Origin of the sequence: Myroides sp. (genome assembly GCF_032073645.1) — a bacterium.
GTDB lineage: Bacteria > Bacteroidota > Bacteroidia > Flavobacteriales > Flavobacteriaceae > Flavobacterium > Flavobacterium odoratimimum.
This window is the reverse complement of the sequence record NZ_DAMANB010000011.1, coordinates 1-17,835: the sequence shown is the minus strand read 5'-3', so window position 1 is coordinate 17,835 and position 17,835 is coordinate 1. Positions and strand designations below refer to the sequence as shown.

General features: G+C 35.6%; 17 protein-coding genes. 9 read left to right on the top strand and 8 right to left on the bottom strand.

All coding sequences use genetic code 11. From position 1 onward, the window contains the following. Positions 1-2: 2 nt before the first annotated feature. From RT228_RS09610 to RT228_RS09600, 3 genes are read right to left on the bottom strand one after another with little or no spacing between them, the layout of a single operon-like run. On the bottom strand, positions 3-1,034 hold the full coding sequence (locus RT228_RS09610; RefSeq protein WP_016650043.1) for an asparaginase: 1,032 nt from the start codon (positions 1,032-1,034) through the stop codon (positions 3-5). Further along, positions 1,024-2,160, bottom strand: coding sequence for a 1-acyl-sn-glycerol-3-phosphate acyltransferase (locus tag RT228_RS09605; RefSeq protein ID WP_006262621.1), 1,137 nt, complete (start codon positions 2,158-2,160; stop codon positions 1,024-1,026). Before RT228_RS09605 ends, RT228_RS09610 begins: the two co-directional genes overlap by 11 nt. Positions 2,161-2,204: 44 nt before the next feature. Then, entirely contained in the window at positions 2,205-2,975 is a 771-nt protein-coding gene (locus RT228_RS09600) for a TatD family hydrolase (protein WP_006257638.1), read from the bottom strand. A gap of 80 nt (positions 2,976-3,055) precedes the next feature. On the opposite strand from RT228_RS09600, the gene RT228_RS09595 reads away from it, so the two are divergent. Beyond that, a complete protein-coding gene (locus RT228_RS09595) occupies positions 3,056-3,493 on the top strand; it encodes a retropepsin-like aspartic protease (RefSeq protein WP_259637998.1) in 438 nt (145 codons plus the stop codon). Positions 3,494-3,495: 2 nt separating this feature from the next. On the opposite strand, the gene RT228_RS09590 is transcribed toward RT228_RS09595, so the two are convergent. Continuing rightward, entirely contained in the window at positions 3,496-4,071 is a 576-nt protein-coding gene (locus tag RT228_RS09590) for a DUF3109 family protein (protein WP_036471107.1), read from the bottom strand. A 384-nt stretch (positions 4,072-4,455) separates the two neighbouring features. Between RT228_RS09590 and RT228_RS09585 the strand changes: the two genes are divergently transcribed. Next, positions 4,456-4,650: a hypothetical protein gene (locus RT228_RS09585; protein WP_041895094.1), complete on the top strand. Its 195-nt coding sequence runs from the start codon at positions 4,456-4,458 to the stop codon at positions 4,648-4,650. A 5-nt stretch (positions 4,651-4,655) separates the two neighbouring features. Continuing rightward, positions 4,656-5,270 (top strand): FAD-dependent oxidoreductase, encoded by a 615-nt coding sequence (locus RT228_RS09580; RefSeq protein ID WP_006257635.1) that lies wholly within the window; start codon positions 4,656-4,658, stop codon positions 5,268-5,270. Between the two features lie 66 nt (positions 5,271-5,336). On the opposite strand, the gene RT228_RS09575 is transcribed toward RT228_RS09580, so the two are convergent. The 4 genes from RT228_RS09575 to RT228_RS09560 form a co-directional block, all read right to left on the bottom strand. Continuing rightward, the gene (locus RT228_RS09575; protein WP_313138619.1) at positions 5,337-6,302 is read right to left on the bottom strand and encodes a PCMD domain-containing protein; all 966 of its coding nucleotides are present in this window, start codon (positions 6,300-6,302) and stop codon (positions 5,337-5,339) included. 11 nt (positions 6,303-6,313) lie between these two features. Further along, positions 6,314-8,038, bottom strand: coding sequence for a sulfatase-like hydrolase/transferase (locus RT228_RS09570; protein ID WP_313138618.1), 1,725 nt, complete (start codon positions 8,036-8,038; stop codon positions 6,314-6,316). Positions 8,039-8,046: 8 nt separating this feature from the next. Further along, on the bottom strand, positions 8,047-9,219 hold the full coding sequence (locus tag RT228_RS09565; RefSeq protein ID WP_313138617.1) for a BamA/TamA family outer membrane protein: 1,173 nt from the start codon (positions 9,217-9,219) through the stop codon (positions 8,047-8,049). Between the two features lie 123 nt (positions 9,220-9,342). Beyond that, positions 9,343-10,533: an aromatic amino acid transporter gene (locus RT228_RS09560; RefSeq protein ID WP_313138616.1), complete on the bottom strand. Its 1,191-nt coding sequence runs from the start codon at positions 10,531-10,533 to the stop codon at positions 9,343-9,345. 542 nt (positions 10,534-11,075) lie between these two features. Between RT228_RS09560 and RT228_RS09555 the strand changes: the two genes are divergently transcribed. The 6 genes from RT228_RS09555 (at position 11,076) to RT228_RS09530 (ending at position 17,795) form a co-directional block, all read left to right on the top strand. Then, the gene (locus RT228_RS09555) at positions 11,076-11,450 is read left to right on the top strand and encodes a hypothetical protein (RefSeq protein ID WP_071307130.1); all 375 of its coding nucleotides are present in this window, start codon (positions 11,076-11,078) and stop codon (positions 11,448-11,450) included. A gap of 92 nt (positions 11,451-11,542) precedes the next feature. Next, positions 11,543-13,891: a TonB-dependent receptor gene (locus RT228_RS09550; protein ID WP_313138615.1), complete on the top strand. Its 2,349-nt coding sequence runs from the start codon at positions 11,543-11,545 to the stop codon at positions 13,889-13,891. 1 nt (position 13,892) lies between these two features. Continuing rightward, entirely contained in the window at positions 13,893-14,255 is a 363-nt protein-coding gene (locus tag RT228_RS09545) for a hypothetical protein (RefSeq protein ID WP_313138614.1), read from the top strand. Positions 14,256-14,320: 65 nt separating this feature from the next. Continuing rightward, positions 14,321-14,857 (top strand): DUF4625 domain-containing protein, encoded by a 537-nt coding sequence (locus tag RT228_RS09540; RefSeq protein ID WP_006257627.1) that lies wholly within the window; start codon positions 14,321-14,323, stop codon positions 14,855-14,857. Between the two features lie 133 nt (positions 14,858-14,990). Next, complete coding sequence (locus RT228_RS09535) at positions 14,991-17,096, top strand: prolyl oligopeptidase family serine peptidase (protein WP_006257626.1); 2,106 nt, start codon at positions 14,991-14,993, stop codon at positions 17,094-17,096. Between the two features lie 339 nt (positions 17,097-17,435). Next, positions 17,436-17,795 (top strand): hypothetical protein, encoded by a 360-nt coding sequence (locus RT228_RS09530; protein WP_313138613.1) that lies wholly within the window; start codon positions 17,436-17,438, stop codon positions 17,793-17,795. Positions 17,796-17,835 lie beyond the last annotated feature (40 nt).

Genomic DNA, 17,835 nt, shown 5'->3' with positions numbered 1-17,835 from the left:
TTTTAATCTTCTTCCATTTCTCCACAGATAGGAGTCTCGAAAGCAGTTTTAAAGTCTGTTAAGTCTTTTTGTTTGAGTAAGAACATCAGCTTAGTGATAGCAGCCTCTGTCGTAATATCTTTACCAGAGATAACACCTATTTCTTTTAGCTCTGTACTTGTCTCATATTTACCCATATGTACACTACCACTAGAACACTGAGTAACATTGATTACTTTAAGTCCTTTTTTAATAGCCTGTCCTAATGTTGTTAAGAACCATGCTTCCGTAGGTGCATTACCAGCGCCATAAGTCTCAAGTACGATTCCTTCTAGATCTTTAATGTTTAGGATAGCCTCTAAGACATTCTGCTGTATGCCAGGGAATATCTTTAGAATCATTACATTACTAGACATCTCTTTGTGTACAAGTAATGGTTCTTGAGTATGTGTATAGTTGAGTAGAGGTTTATTGATACGCAGGTTTACTCCTGATTCTGCTAAATGGGCAATATTAGGAGAGGTAAACGCATTAAATAATTCAGCACTTACTTTAGAAGTTCTATTTCCTCTATATAATTTGTATTCAAAGTATAAACATACCTCCTGAATGACAGGAGTGTTGTTCTCTTGTACAGCAGCTACCTGAATAGCTGTGATAAGGTTTTCTTTAGCATCTGTACGCAAGTCTCCAATAGGAAGCTGAGAACCTGTTAATATAACAGGTTTGCGCAAGTTCTCAAGCATAAAGCTCAGTGCAGATGCTGAGTATGACATCGTATCCGATCCGTGTAGAATAACGAATCCGTCAAACTTATCATAGTTCTCTTCTACTACACTTGCCATCTTCACCCATAAGGCAGGGCTCATATCAGAAGAGTCTATCGGTGTTTCGAATGAATAGGTCTCTATCGAACACTCTAACATGTGTAACTCAGGTATACGCTCTACTAACTGATCAAAATTGAACGCACGTAAAGCACCTGTCTTAAAGTCTTTTACCATACCGATAGTTCCACCAGTATAGATTAAAAGAATAGCAGGACTATTGTTCATCACTCAATTTTAGTTTATTAATAACAGGATTAGCATACATAGCTAAGAAGCCATCTACGATTATTTTGTTCTCTTTATCTACACGTAGTTCAAGACGTCTTTCAAATAATTGCCTCTCCTTTTCTGTGTATTTATCCGCGAACTTATTGCTGTTATGCATGATATCATAAGCAATATAGTTAGTAGGCCATAAGAAATAGTTAGCGATAATAGACTTATCTATTTCTGTAGCTACAGCTTGCATTTGCTTATTAGTCTTATCTACAGTGTTTTTAATATTATCTAATTCTTGGTCTAGAACATCTCCTACATGGATATGAATACCACGCTTTTGACCGATGATTCCACTATATAAGTTGATAAAGTCTTCATTCTTATCTTTGATATATACTTCATCATTCGCTTTAGCCAATAGCTGAGGCATCTTAAGTGCATCCGTAGGATCATATTCATACGAGATAGATACAGGTACTATCTTCACTTTTTTGAAGTAGTCCATTAAGTTAGCCTCATCAGAAGCCATTCCTATCATCTTCAGAACTCCTTGGTGAGTTGCATCATTTCCATCTTTGGTACGTCCTTCTCTCTGCGCTATCCACACAGATCTGTTCTCTTCGAATAAAAGATGTTGTATATATTCAGACATTAGTTTAGAACTTTCCAATAGTTCCCTAGGAGGTAATCCACGTTTAACTAAGAAGTTTCTATTTACTTTAGCTAGCGCTAGTAAAAATGATTTCTGCACTAGGTTATCTCCTATAGCAGAGGCTGTCATAACTAATTTATTGTCTTTAAGAGCAACATTGAGAAGAGAAGTATCCATAAGGATATCTCTATGGTTAGATACGTATAGATAAGCTGTGTCTTTATCTAATTTGTCAAACCCCGAAGTGGTCAAACCATTAGAGCTTTTCTCTAGGATTCGTTGAATAGAGTGGTAAGCAAAATCATCTTGAAATTGTTGAATAGACTTTACTTCCTTTAAGGCATTCATCCATTCCTCTTCCGTTTTATTAGGAAAAGTATATCCCATTAACGCTTTTATCATTGGGTGTTTAGAAATCTGTTGTAAGACTTCGTGTACCTCGTGATCGTGGTAGTGGCGTATAGAATCAAACTTAGACATTAGTGTAATGTATTATTATAAACAAGTTATGTTGTTTTCGTGTTTTAAATTCCAAACACAGCTATTGAATTTGCTGTAGTTTGTTTTGCTATCTCTTCTAGAGGCAGCGCGTAAATATCGGCTAATTTTTCTGCAATATTCACGATATATGCACTTTCATTTCTTTTTCCTCTAAAAGGAACAGGTGCAAGGTACGGAGAATCAGTTTCTAATACGATATGCTCCAGTGGTATTTTGTTTAAAAACTGATCTATTTTACCATTTTTAAACGTTGCTACCCCACCTATACCTAGCTTTAGGTTATAAGAAATAGCTTTTAGCGCTTGTTCTTCTGTACCTGTGAAGCAGTGGAATATCCCTCTAAGGCCTTCTCCTTTTTCTCGTTCTAGTACTTCGAACACTTCGTCAAAAGCATCTCGACAGTGTATATTAATAGGCAATTTATATTTCTTTGCCAATTGAATTTGATATTGAAAGGCTTCTTGCTGTATGGCTAAAGTACTTTTATCCCAATACAGGTCAATGCCTATCTCTCCTACAGCGTAATAAGTACGTCGTTCGAGTTCACGCTCTACATAAGCCAACTCTTCTTTATACGTCTCTGGTTTTACATCAGTAGGATGTAGTCCCATCATAAGAAATACATTATTAGGGAACTCTTGCTCTAGTTCAAACATTGCATTGCTATAGCTTGAATCTATCGCTGGTATAAAAAAACGCGTAACTCCACTAGATATTGCACGATTTATTGTTTCTTTACGATCTTCTGCAAAAGCATCTGAGTATAAATGTGTATGCGTGTCAGTAAATATCATTCTAATATTGTATTTTTCTATAATGTTAGATTAATGCTACAAAAGTACCTTTTAAAAAGAATTTAAACTACATTTGATTGATGGAAAACATGAAAGATATATTAAAAAAGGGAGGATATAAGAAAATTAAGTTTAAAATATCTAAAACGAACCACCTTTTTGTCAAAGCTAAAATCAATGGTGTCCTAGGAGACTTTATCCTAGATACAGGAGCATCTAATAGCTGTATTGATTTTAGTCATATAGACCATTTTAATATTATTCCTGAGAACTCATCTACTAAAGCCTCAGGTGCAGGAGCTAATGGAATGCATACCCAAGTAGCCTATCATAATCATTTACAAATGAGCCGTTGGCATAACAAGAGTTTTAACCTAGTAATTATAGATTTGACTCATGTCAATGTTGCCTTAATAGAGTATAAAGTAAAGACTGTACACGGGATTATTGGCTCAGATGTATTACTACAAGGGAATGCAATTATTGATTATAAAGAGCAAGTGCTCTATATACAATAAATCTATTGTCTTGATTTGCTCCACTCTTCTGCTACTAGTTCCAATTCTTTATACCAATCTTCACCATATTTTCTGATTAGAGGGGCTTTTAAGAATTTATATACAGGTACGCTTAACTCTTGACCTAGGGTACAAGCATCACTACATATATGCCATTTGTGATAGTTCACAGCAGAGAAAGAAGAGAACTCTTTGATACGTATAGGATATAAGTGACATGAGATTGGCTTTTTCCAGTCGATTAGACCTTCGTTATACGCTTTCTCTATTCCACATAGTGCCATTTCATTTTCGTAGATTACATAAGCACATTCTCCCCCTTCTATTAGAGGAGTTTCATACTCATCATCATCACCATATACAGATGTACCTTGTTCTTCTATTGCCTTAATACCTTCAGGACGTAAGAAAGGTTTTACTTTATCATATACAGCTCTAAGTATCTCTACTTCATCATCTTCTACAGGCGCTCCTGCATCTCCGTCTATACAGCATTCCCCTTTACAAGCCGAAAGGTTACATACGAATTCTTTTTCTAGAACTTCTTCTGATACGATTGTTTTTCCTATTTGAAACATCTGAATATAATAATTAATTGGCTGCAAAATTACAAATCTTTATGTAATAAAGAGTAACACCCTTTAGATTAACCTTTTTCACTAAGTAATTTAGGATGAATATAAAGTTCATAATATAAGATAGTTGTACCAGATCAGTAGAATAGTGTTAATTACGCTATTATTTTACATGTTAATGTTTTTTAGATTATTTCATTGTAGCGCTTATATCTATGATGTGTGATTCAAGAATAGTGATGAGTTCTTGATAAAAATAGTGAAAAACCACGTTTTATGACTTTTATATCTCGTTGTTAAAATATATAGTGGTAATGTTAAAGGATTGTCCGAGTGGTGGTTTTTTTGTACTTTCGGATGGTAAAATCAAATTCTTTATCATTCGAAATGAAAATTTTTAGTTACATAGTTATAGCATTTGTTGTGGCATTGATTGTATTAAATATCACAATGTTAGATTTTAATAACCTATTCCAAGGGGATAGTCTAATCGCATTAATTGGTATTGTAGCATTGCTTTGTGCAGTATGCATCTTATTGATTTACCGTACATCTAAAATGATAAACGATAAAACAAAATAAGACCTATGGAAGTATTCGATGTACTAATCATAGGGGGAGGTGTATCAGGAGTTTCTTGTGCGCAAGTTATTGGTAGTGCTGTAAAGAAACCTTTTGTAACAGATAAGAAAGTAGGTATTATTATGCATCAGAAGAGCTCAATGCTTCAAGATGCTATCTTCTATAATGCTTATGGTATAAAACAAGGGACTTTAGGAAAAGACCTATTAGAACAGTCTATAGAAGACTTAAAATACTACAACCACATTGACCAGATCGCAGGTGAGAAGGTTATTTCTGTACAGAAGAAAGATGGAGTATTTGAAGTCAAGACGAATAAGGAAGTATATTATACTTCACTTGTTGTAGTAGCTATTAATTCTAGTCCTACCTTTGAAGTAGAAGGATTAATGGAATATGTGATACCACATAAGAAGTCACTAGCTGCTAAGAATAGAATCCAGTTGAGAAACGAAGATCACTTAGTAACAGAAGGAGTTTATGTGGCAGGAACATTAGCAGGACATAGGAGTCAGCTAGCGATAGCTGCTGGTAGTGGAGCTGCTGTAGCTACAGATATTCTGACTTTGTGGAATGGAGGAATAGAAACTCATAGCCACGATAGTACTAGAGTGAAGTAATAAGATAAAAAAAGAGGTAGTTTAAATCCAGATTAAACTACCTCTTTTTTTTTGTACCGAATATTTTTAATAAACCAATCCTACGTTATCTATCCATAAACGACTATCCGTATTACCGATATACGCACCACCATTACTAGAAGAGAATTGTACGATTAGGTGAGTTACTTCATCATCTGCAGTACCCCAACCTTCTTCTATGATCGGCACCATCTTACCTTTGCTATTTCTAGTGTAGTATGCATTGCTACCTGTTCTAAGTGCCATATGTGCACCATAGTAACTCTGCTTCGTGATATCGCCATAGTTTACAGTCAGGCGGTGTTTGTTCTGCCATGTTTTTACAGATTTATCCATCAGTTCCCATCCCGTACCTATACGTTTAGCATACACATTCCCATCTTTGTCTTCCCATCTCTTTTGTAGTAGAATCTGTATCTCAGCCTTGTCATTTCGCTTAGCATCAGTTCCGCTTCCCATACCATTCACGCGTTTAGAAGGACCACCAGTAGTTACTTTATAGTCGAACTGTAGTGCTTTAGGCTTTTTAGTAAAAGGAATACCTGTTACTAGTTTACTTTGAGGGTTTTTAGTATCTGTGATAGGTTCTATCATTTCCCCTAAGAAGATTGTTCCACTAGCGAGTACATTGATATTAATTACTCCTAACACTTTCACCTTCTCTATACGTGTCTCTAGACGAGCTGCATACCCATTATCTCTTTTTTCTGGAAATACAGTTACACTCCCTTTCGTTATACCGCTTACAGTAGCTAGTACAGATGAGGTCGCCCATGGAGACTTTTTATTCTTATAAGGCGTATTGTCCTTTAGTGTATCTTTTGTTTCAGTGATCTCGTATAGGTATTGTGTATTACCCCCGATGATAAACGATTCTTTAATCTCACGTACCATCCAGTGATCCATATTACCTAGTTTTATAGGTTCTACTTTTTCGCTTTGCGCCGTAGCTAGCAGCGGCATAGCACACATGGCTAGTGCTAGTATCTTTAGTTTAGTTTTGTGTATCATTGTTTTGTTGTTTATTCTTTAATATTATTCTTTTTCAGCATTTCGAAATCTTCTTTCTTCAAGTTCATTTTAGTATAAGGAACAGCGATATCATGGTCATTTAAGTACATACGAGCTTCTGCATTAAAAGCTCTATTGACTAATGATAAGTCCTTTTCTAGATAAGAAGTGCGAATATGTGCTGCATTGATCATCGTATGGAATACTGCATTCGTAGAGATAGGCTTGTTTTTATTCTCTTGTACTGCAGTCATTCTCTTTTCATTATGGGTGATATACTCATCCGAGAACCACATTAAGAATGGTATTCTTAGCTGATAGTAGGTTGGGCTTGGCGAAGCGTGTAAGAACCTATTTCTATCATCGTCGAATAAGTCCTCTCCATGGTCAGAAGTATATAGCATAGCTACTTCCTCATTCGTCTGTTTCAGGGCTTCTATCGTTTTAGCTAAGAAGTGATCTGTGTATAAGATAGAGTTGTCATACGCATTGACTAGGTGTTCTTTCTCAGACTTCTTTACACCACCTATCTCATCAGGAGTGAACTGTCTGAAGTTCTCAGGGTAGCGCTCCATATACTTAAAGTGTGACCCATAGGTATGTAATAAGATAAATAGATCTCCAGTAGTCTCCTGTATATGTTTTTGCATTAAGTCCACTAACTCTTCATCATAGTGATTCTCCGTCATACGGGTATGGCTATCAGTAGTACGTATTGTCTTATAGATATCTGCTTCTTTAGTGAAGTATTCTATAAACGAAGAGTTCTCTGCCTGATTAGACAGCGATATCGTGGTAAAGCCAGCTTCTTTAAACGCGTGTACAATACCTTTTTTGACATAGATAGAATTATAGTTTTCTGCCTCTGCTTCTGATAAGATGATTGAAACACTCTTATGTGTCGTATTCGATTGCGTTAATGCATCTTTAAACACGACCAAGTTCTTCTCATTCTTTAGCTTCGGATTGGTCTCGCGATCATATCCATACAGAGACCAGTTATCAGCTCTACTCGTCTCACCTATGATCAGTACATATATTTGTCTTTTATCAGTAGAGATGCTGTCTCTAGTAGCTTTAAAGGTAAAGTCTTTAGAGGTCTCAGGGTATCGATTGACCTTATCCCATTTATTCACTGCGAACCCTAAGTTGTGTAACGCATTGATAGGATACACATCTTGGTTAAAGGCAAATGTACCAGTGTTCTTATTCGCACTGAAGAATGATAATACTAGTGATGCTATTAATAACAGTACTGCAGGTAATAGAGTCTGTCTTCTAAAGCTCCAGTCTAAGAAGTTCTTTCTCTTCCACTGAAGTATAGCGAATACGATAGGTGGAATGTATAAGAAACACACAAAGGCGATAGAAGGCAATAGACTACCTAGTAGTTCATTTATTTCTGAAGTATTCGTAGTTGCTACGTTTAGAAACATATCTGCGGCTATCACATCTTCTCCGAATAGGTAGAATAACACGATCTGGAAAGCGTGCAAAAACAGGAATGGAAAACATAGTAATAACCAGGCTCCCGAATTTTTAAACGCAGAGAATATTGTCATGAATAACCCTAAAGGAAACAGTATGACTACGATTTTCCCAATTAGATTCACGGGTTGTGTAAAGACAAAATAAATGCTCGGAACCATATTGACAGCAATATAGAACCAAAACAAGGCGATCGGGTTATTTATGATTCTACTAAAGAATCCTTTTTTATTTAATTGTTCAGTCATTTTATCCCTTAAAACGATTCATAGATATTAAAATAGAATCCACTCTGTCCTTTACCAAAACCATAGTCAAGACGTACGTTCACTCTATTTTTAAACTCCCATCTATATCCTATACCATAGGTTGGTAAGGTGTGGCTCCAGTCAAACTTGTCCATATTCTCGAACACATTACCTGCACCACCCCATACTGCTACACCATGTCGGTTATGTATTTTTTGTCTTAGTTCTACCTGTGTATTGATCTGTTTTCTATCTCGATACTGCCCACTGTAGTACCCTCTCATCTGTCTAGCTCCTCCTAGTTTAGAGAGCATTGTCCATGGCACTTCACCATTGTTAAACTCTCCATTTAAGTCGAAGGCTATTAGCCCATCCTTCCACACCTGTTGGTATGCACGTGCTGTAAAGTTAATCTTTCCGAAGTGTTTATTACTTCCCAGTGTTTTCGGGAAAAAAGTCTGTTCATATTGGATAAAGATTCCTTTACTCGGGTTAGGGATAAAGTCTCTACTATCGTATGACGCGATAAATCCTCCTCCGATAGCCGTATCTTTAGAGTCTGTATCAGGTCTCACCTCACTATCTCTGAAGTTTCTACTCTGAATATTCTGAGCAGAAAAGACTAATCCTACATATGTATTCGGCAACACTTTTCTCAATACATCAAATTTCAAGCCTAAGTGATATTCATCGTATTTCACATAGTCTCCTTGGCTACCTGCCTCGTATCCTATACCATAGTATTTACTAGGCATATATTTAAATGCCATATCGTAGTTAAATCGGTAGTTATCATTAGGAAATATTGTTGTGTTCTCTACTCCGATAGCAAAGAATCCACTTGTAGTAAAGTTAGTATAAATAGCGACATCTGATGGGGGTAAGTCTAGGTTCTCTTTATCTACTCTGTATAGTCCAGAAGCGACTATCCCTAGTCCTAGTTTAGTATCTACAGAGTAGCTCGGACCCCCTATGAATGAAAGGTCAAATTTGCTCTGTGATTTATCTTTCTTAGCTTCTTCAAAATAAGAAACTACACGTTCAAAAAATTTCTTTTTAGCTGCCGTGCTATCCCGTTGTTCTTCATTAGAGATTACATCTGCACTTTGTTGTGCAAAAGATACGGTGTTCGTTATCAGTGTGATAACGAATATTGTTGTTAGTAAGTATTTGTTTATCATAAAATAATTTAAGCTTGCAAATTTACGCAATTTCTAGGTCTTTGAATCTCGTAAAGTCCTAAATTAAAATGATACAAAACGTTTCTTAACTAACTTTTAGAAAGTTTATAAAACATTTAGGTTTTAGCTTTTGCTAACGACTAATAGTTGTGCAAATACTATTACTAAAGAAAGTATTAATATAAAACCGATAATGAAATATTGTAACAACGAAATTTTGATTTTGTGAAATTTCATTGCCTTTAAATATAGTACCACAGGAATGACTAATGCAAGTATAACACCTGCTATCGCTGCATACCCTAATGCCAAGATAAAACCTTCTGGGTAGAAGAGTGCAAATAGTAGTGGCGGTATGAATGTACAGATAGCGGCTAGAGGCTTGATTAGGTTTTTAGACTTGTTTTTAAACAAATCTTTATAGTAATCTAATAATCCAATACTTACTCCTAAGAAAGAGGTACCTAATGCTGTAGCAGCGAAGAAACTAAATAAAGTCTCTATATAGGTAGAATTAGATAATTCTCGTATGCTAAGTAATAATCCTTTTACCTCAGAGTGTTCTTGCAATATCTGCATAAAAACTGTCTGATCTAAAGTCCCTAATATAACGATCTGCCAAACTAAGTAAATCACTAAGGGTAGTAAGCTTCCTAGTATAAAGGCTCTTTTTAATAGTTTCTTATTCCCCTCTAGATAATCAACGATACTCGGGATACTTCCATGAAAGCCAAAAGAGGTGAATATCGCAGGGATAGACATAATCACTAGACCTTGTGACAAGGGCATGTGCAGTAGATTTGCTCCTTCTATCAGAGGAGTCATAACGATCACTAATAGTGCTAAGAAGATAAGCTTACCTGTAAAAAGAATACGAGTAAACCAATCTACCCATCTCGTCCCAATAATCACAATAGTACTGAATATAGCTGAGAAGATAAGCACAGCTAAGCGGTCGTCTAGATTAGTGTCTAGTAGAAGGTCTATATTCGTCTTTAGGATTGTCCCTCCGCCAGACATATATGCAGCTGTTAGCCCATAGATTAGGAACATAAGACTTAGCCCTGCTATTCTGTTCACAGTGAATCCTGCATACTTTCTAGTCAAGGTATCAAAGCCATCTTTAGGACTATTAAAATCATAAATACGAACCATCAACAATGCTGTATAACACATCGCAAACCAAATGATAAATAACAGTAAAGTAGCCCCTATAAAGCCTACTCCTGCTGATGTGATAGGCATAGCTAACATTCCTCCACCGATAGAAGAACCTGCGATGATTAATATACTACCTAATAGTCTGCTATTCATTATTAATGATTTTTTATGAAAAACAAAGGTAACAAAACACAAACAATAATTTTTGCTTTAAGCTGAACACATTTGCACAGTTAGAGATATGGGGTAAACAATAACTGTACAGCTATAGTAGGACGAGACAAACCCTAATTGGACTTATCGCATAGTGGTCGCATAGTTATTGGATACTGCTCGCATAAAAAAGGGCTAAAAGTATGCGATCACTATGGAATCAGTATACTAGTGTTACCTTATTATACTATCGAAGGACTGAAGTGGTTTAATATTGATTACAGTGTTTTAGGAAGGAGGTTGTTTTATTGTTGTTAGAATATTTGATTTTAGTTTATGATTCTGATTTAAAATATGTTATGTATTGAGAAAGCTAGAATTGTAAGAAGTATTGTTTTAGAGTAGAAAAATGAATAAATACCTTGTTTATAAAAGAGATTAATCGAATAATAATTAGTTCATATTGACTCTCAATATGAACTAATTATTAAATATTATCATTCATATTGTCTATTTCTAGCATTCTTGTCTATATTTGCAGTATGCAAGCAAAGAAAAACATATCAAGAATATTGTTGGTGGTAGCCATTATGTTTACCATCGTTTTTCAGTTTATGCATAGTTTTGAGCATATTGTTTCTTCAGTAGAGTATGAAAAAGAACACAGTACACATGCTCATTTTAATGAAAGTAGAGGAGATCTATCGGATCAACTTACTTTTAAGGAAGCACATAGTCAGCTAGACAAGTGTTTTGTCTGTGATACTATACTTAACCCTGCTATCACTTCAGATGTATTGTCTGTAGAGTTCATTACTTATGATGTAGCCAGATCAGTTCAGGATATTGTATCACTATCTATTATACCTCTTTCTCAGGTATTCTTTTCCCTTAGGGCACCCCCTGTATCAGCATAAATTATTGTTTAAGTCTTTTGCAATCTTTGCAAAGGGATAGATTATTTATGTACAATTAAATTATTAGCGATTAAATGAGAATATCTATTCTTATGCTTTCACTAGTGGCTTCTATTGGTACTTACGCACAACAATATGTTGTAAAGGGTAAGGTATCAGACATATATGGAGAAGCATTAGTAGGGAGTAATATAACTTTTTCGGGATTACAGTCTGGAACTGACCTGAAGGGACAATTTATATCTACACCTGTATCTGCAGGTCAACACCGTTTATTAGTTGAATATCTTGGTTATAAGACTGTTGATACCTTGCTTACAGTGAAGTCTGATATGTATTTAGATTTGCACCTTAAGGAGGACAATACACTGCTAGACCAAGTAGTTGTATCGACACATGGGCTAAAGACGATTGCGAATACTGAGGTAGTTAGTAATAAGCAATTAGTAGAGAGTTTTTCAGGCTCATTTGCTAAAACCTTGACATCAGTACCAGGGGTTAATGCTATGGAGATAGGGGCAGGAGCTTCTAAACCTATTATTCGAGGACTTGGATTTAACCGTGTAGCTGTCGCTGAGAATGGGGCCAAACAAGAAGGTCAACAGTGGGGAGCAGACCATGGATTAGAGATAGATGCCTTCAGTACTGAAGAAGTAGAAGTGATAAAGGGGGTAGGTACTATTGAGTATGGGAGTGATGCAATCGGAGGTGTGATTAAGATTAATAATGAGAAGGTACCAGAGGTACACTCATTTAGTGGAAGTGCTACTATGTTTGGCAAGACAGTTAACGATTCGTATGGTGCTTCCGTACAGGTAAAGGGAAGAGATGAGAAGTTCTTCTATAAGTTTAAAGCAACAGGTCAAGATGCAGGGGACTATCGTGTACCTGTGTCTGAGATAAACTATTTAAATACTGTGATTCCTATCTATGGCAATAGAATGAAGAATACTGCTTCTAAGAACTTTGCACTATATGGACAAATAGGATATGTGGATAATAACTTTAAAAATATCCTGAGCATTAGTAATGTTTATGACAAGAGTGGATTCTTTCCAGGATCTCACGGATTGCCTAATGTGGCATCTGTAGCAGATGACGGGAATCACCGCAATATAGAATACCCACGTCAGAACGTCAATCACTTTAAGGTAGTGAATACGACTACATGGGATAGTTCATTACAAGATAAGTGGACTTTTATGGTCGCTTATCAAAATAATAGAAGACAAGAGCACAGCTTGTTTCACTCTCACTTTGATGATCAAACACCACCAAGTTCTAACCCTAATCTAGAGTTACAGTTTGTATTAAATACAGTAGATGCTTCTGTGAAGTATGAACATCTATTTAATAACAACCATAAGTTGACATTAGGAGTACAACAGAATTTTCAGAATAATACCATTGATGGATACGGATTCTTATTACCCAAGTTTAATAGACAGAGTACAGGTGTATTCGGGATGTATGAGTATTTCGTGAATGATAAATTGACTTTAGAAGGAGGAGCACGCTTTGACTATGCAAGTGTACATGTTAAGCCGTTTTATGATCAATTCTTATTTGACTATTTAAAAGAACAGGGCTATGCAGATCAGCTAGCTAATAAATATGCACAGAGAAGTACGACTACAGATAGAGACTTCAATAGTGTGAATGGAATGGTAGGTGCAAAGTATACGCTAAACGACAACTTTAATTTTGGAGCTACCGTGGGTACTAACTTTAGATTCCCCACTGCTATTGAGTTAGCATCTAATGGTGTTCACCACGGAGCTTTTAGACATGAGAAAGGGAATCCTGATCTTGATCCAGAGAAGGGGATTGCATTAGACTTTAGAGCAGAGTTTAAGACTCCTACGTTTAATACGACGTTTAGCCCTTATTTATATTACTTTTCTAATTATATCTACCTAAAGCCATCAGGTAAGTTCTCTATACTACCAGATAGTGGGCAGATTTATGAATATACCCAGTCAGAAGCTATCATTAGCGGTTTTGAATGGAAAGTAGAGAAACGCTTTTTTGATCGTCTAAATATATCAGCAGTACTTGAGTATATCTATAATCAGCAAGTGTCTAATGGGCAGAACGGAGCTTATCCATTGCCATTCACTCCTCCGATGAATGTATTCGGAGAGGTTAGATATAGCTTTAGAGATACGGATATGTTTAAAGAGTCAGAAGTGTACTTTAACGGGAAGTGGTATGCTGAGCAAGAACGTATTGCACAGGGAGAAGAAGTGACACCTAGTAGTCAGAGCTTCGGTGCAGGGGTGTCTTCTACAGTACAGTTCGGTAAGTTTAAGGCGCGTACTACACTGTCTATCTCAAATATGTTCGATACGAAGATATTAAATCATACGAGTTTCTACAGACCATTAGGTATACCTGAGTTAGGACGTTCAATACAATTGATGATACAAGTACCATTCTGATATGACTGATAAGAACATACGTGCTATAGTATGTTCGCTATGGTGTACTTTATTCTTAGTACCTATACTGAACAATACTCTTCACTATGTCATCATTGATCATCACTTTGGGCAGAAGTCAGCTAAATTAGAATATGTAGATAGTAATACGATTCACTACTGTGAGCAGTATATATGTAAGCTCTCACCTGCTATAGAACACATAGTCTCCACACTAGTGTTATGGGTCGAGAGAGTACACGATGAATTAGTAATCGAGGTAGTAGTCAGCTATAAAGAGTGTCTGTTTCCTTTTTATTGGTTAAGAGGACCACCTGCAGAAGAGTTAACTAATTTTGCACTAGGTAAGAACAAAGACATTTAACTCATTCTCCAGATTGTGCTAGGTTAAGTATAAAGTCACAATCTGGATTTTTAAACATTAAAAAAATGAAACAATTAAAATATATAGCAAGCGTAACTTTATTAAGTAGTATATTATTTACATCATGTCTGAAGAGTGATTCAGATGTAGATACTCAAAAACCTGTGATCGTGTTAAACGCACCAGAAGAAGGAGCTAAATTAGAAGCAGGAGAGACTATCCACTTTGATATGGATGTATCAGATAATATCGCCTTAGGGTCTTATGATATTGACATTCACTCAGCTGAGGGGCATACGCATACACACAGTGTATCTGTACGACATGCTGACCACGATCATGACCATGATCACGATGATGAAGAGAACGCACACCGCAAATCGTTTAAATATAAAAATAGCTGGGATGATATCTATGGACAGCGAAATGCACATATACATCACCACGAAATCTTAATAGACAAAGAGGCAAAGAGAGGTGAATACCACTTTGTAGTAAAAGTATTAGATAAGGCAGGTAACCAAGCTATGGAATTTAGAACTGTGAATATTGTAAACCCAGGAGAGGGAGATCATGATCACGACCATGAACACAAGCATTAATAATAGGAAATAATGTTAATATATAGAGAGTAAGGAGGATTCCTCCTTGCTCTTTATATATTTATGGATATATTTACTAACTTATTATTTAAGAAAACAATAACTAACTTAAACATTTATGAGAAAAACACTTATGACTTTACTAGTTGCTACAATCATAGTTTCTTGTAAGCAAGGAGCTACGGAAGAAGCAAATGTAGAACTAAAGTACCCAGACACGAAAAAAGGTGAGGTAGTAGATACTTACTTCGGTGTAGAAGTAGCTGACCCATATAGATGGTTAGAAGATGATAGATCAGAAGAAACTGCTGCTTGGGTAAAAGCAGAGAACCAAGTTACTTTTGATTATTTAGCTCAGATTCCTTTTAGAGATGACCTAAAGAAACAAATGGAAGAGGCATGGAACTACGAGAAGATCGGTGCTCCATTTAAAGAAGGTAAATACACTTATTTCTTTAAAAATGACGGGTTACAGAATCAGTCTATTTTATACCGCAAAGATGAAGCTGGTAAAGAAGAAGTATTCTTAGATCCTAACACATTCTCTAAAGATGGTACTACATCATTAGGAAGTATTGATTTCTCTGAGGATGGTTCTAAAGTAGCTTACGCTATCTCTGAAGGTGGAAGTGACTGGAGAAAGATTATCGTTCTAGATGCAGAAACAAAACAAGTGATAGGTGATACATTAGTAGATGTGAAGTTTAGTGGCGTTTCTTGGTTTGGTAATGAAGGGTTCTATTACTCTAGTTATGATAAACCAACAGGTAGTGAATTATCTGCGAAGACAGATCAACATAAATTATATTACCACAAATTAGGTACGGCTCAGAAAGAGGATGCTCTAATCTTCGGAAAAGATCAGAAGAGACGTTACGTAGGTGGAGGAGTGACTAGTGATAATAAATATTTAATTATTACAGCTGCTAATTCTACTTATGGAAATGAGCTTTATGTGAAAGATCTAACTGTAGCGAATAGCCCTATTGTTACTGTAGTAAATAACTTCGACAGTAGTAATGGAGTATTAGATAGTAAAGATGGTAAATTATATATCGTAACAGATTATAAAGCACCTAACACAAGAGTAGTAACTGTAGATGCTAAGAACCCAGGACAAGCGAATTGGGTTGACTTTATCGCAGAAACGAAGAATGTATTGACACCTTCAACAGGAGCTGGATATATCTTCGCTAACTACCTAAAAGATGCTGTAGCGTATGTAGAGCAGTATGACTATACAGGTAAGAAAGTGAGAGTAGTAGAATTACCAGGAGTTGGAACTGTTGGTGGTTTTGGTGGTAAAAAATCAGACACTACATTGTACTATTCTTTCACGAACTATATCACTGCAGGAAGTATCTATGCTTTCAATCCAGTAGATGGTACGTCTAAAGTATATGAGCAACCTAAAGTGAAGTTTGACTCTTCTCAATATGAGTCTAAACAAGTATTCTATACTTCTAAAGACGGAACTAAAGTACCGATGATCATTACACATAAAAAAGGTCTTAAGTTAGATGGTAAGAATCCTACTATGCTATATGCTTACGGAGGGTTTAATATTAGCTTGACTCCTTCATTTAGCATTGCTAATGCTATTTGGTTAGAGAATGGTGGTGTATATGCTGTACCAAACCTTAGAGGTGGTGGAGAGTATGGTAAAGAATGGCACGTAGCAGGTACTCAATTACAAAAACAAAATGTATTTGATGACTTTATCGCTGCAGGTCAGTACTTAATTGACAATAAATATACTTCATCTGATTTCTTAGCTATTAAAGGTGGATCTAATGGAGGGTTATTAGTAGGAGCTACTATGACTCAACGTCCTGATCTTATGAAAGTAGCTTTACCAGCAGTAGGAGTATTAGATATGTTGCGTTACCACACATTCACAGCAGGTGCAGGATGGGCGTATGACTATGGTACTTCAGAAGATAGTAAAGAGATGTTCGAGTACTTAAAAGGATATTCTCCTCTACACAATGTGAAAGCTGTAGCATACCCTGCTACAATGGTAACTACTGGAGACCATGATGATAGAGTAGTACCAGCGCACAGCTTTAAGTTTGCAGCTGAGTTACAAGCTAAAAATACAGGTAATAACCCTATGTTAATTCGTATTGAAACGAATGCAGGACATGGTGCTGGTAAATCTATTGCTCAACAAATACAAGAGCACGTAGACTTACAAGCATTTACATTATACAATATGGGTATCAAGAAACTGAAATAGGAAACAACAGTTTTTAAATCCAATAAAGGCGAGTCAATATTTTGACTCGCCTTTTGTTTTTTTAAGAGACCTATTTTTATTCGTTTAGTTATAGTTCAGTCCAGTATGTTATTGATTCAGTTTCTCTATTAGATTAATAATGATTCTAGAAAATATAGATGTCACTAGTATCACAATATCAGATGTATACCTATAATTTATATTGCTCTCACTTTACCAATTTTGCTTTCTTAAGATTAAAAGTGAAATAGAAATTCTCAATTTGTAACAAACAAGACATATCTTGACATATATTTTAGACTTTTAAAATGTATGTTTGTGGAAATTATAAACAAAAACATGAAAAAATTATTAGCTATATTTATAGTATTAATGTGTGTTATGAGTTTTAATTCTTGTTCAAAAGACGAAGAGTTGAACCCTATTAGTACTTACAGATTAAAAGTAACAACAAATCCTAAAGAGACATATTTAATATTAACTTATGAAGGTGTGGGAGGTAATAATAGATATGAAATAGAAGGTAATAGTGAAATAGAAATTAAACAAAGAAAACACCACTCTACACAAATAAAGGTTTTAGTTTCCAATAATCCTGATAACAAAGTTAAATCACCATATATAAAATTAGAGTTATTTAAAGGAAAGAAATTAATAGCTTCGAAAGAAGGTTCTTATTTTGTTGAGGGTGTCCCGTGAACTGTGTCATTAAAATAATTGTATAATAAAATATGTACAT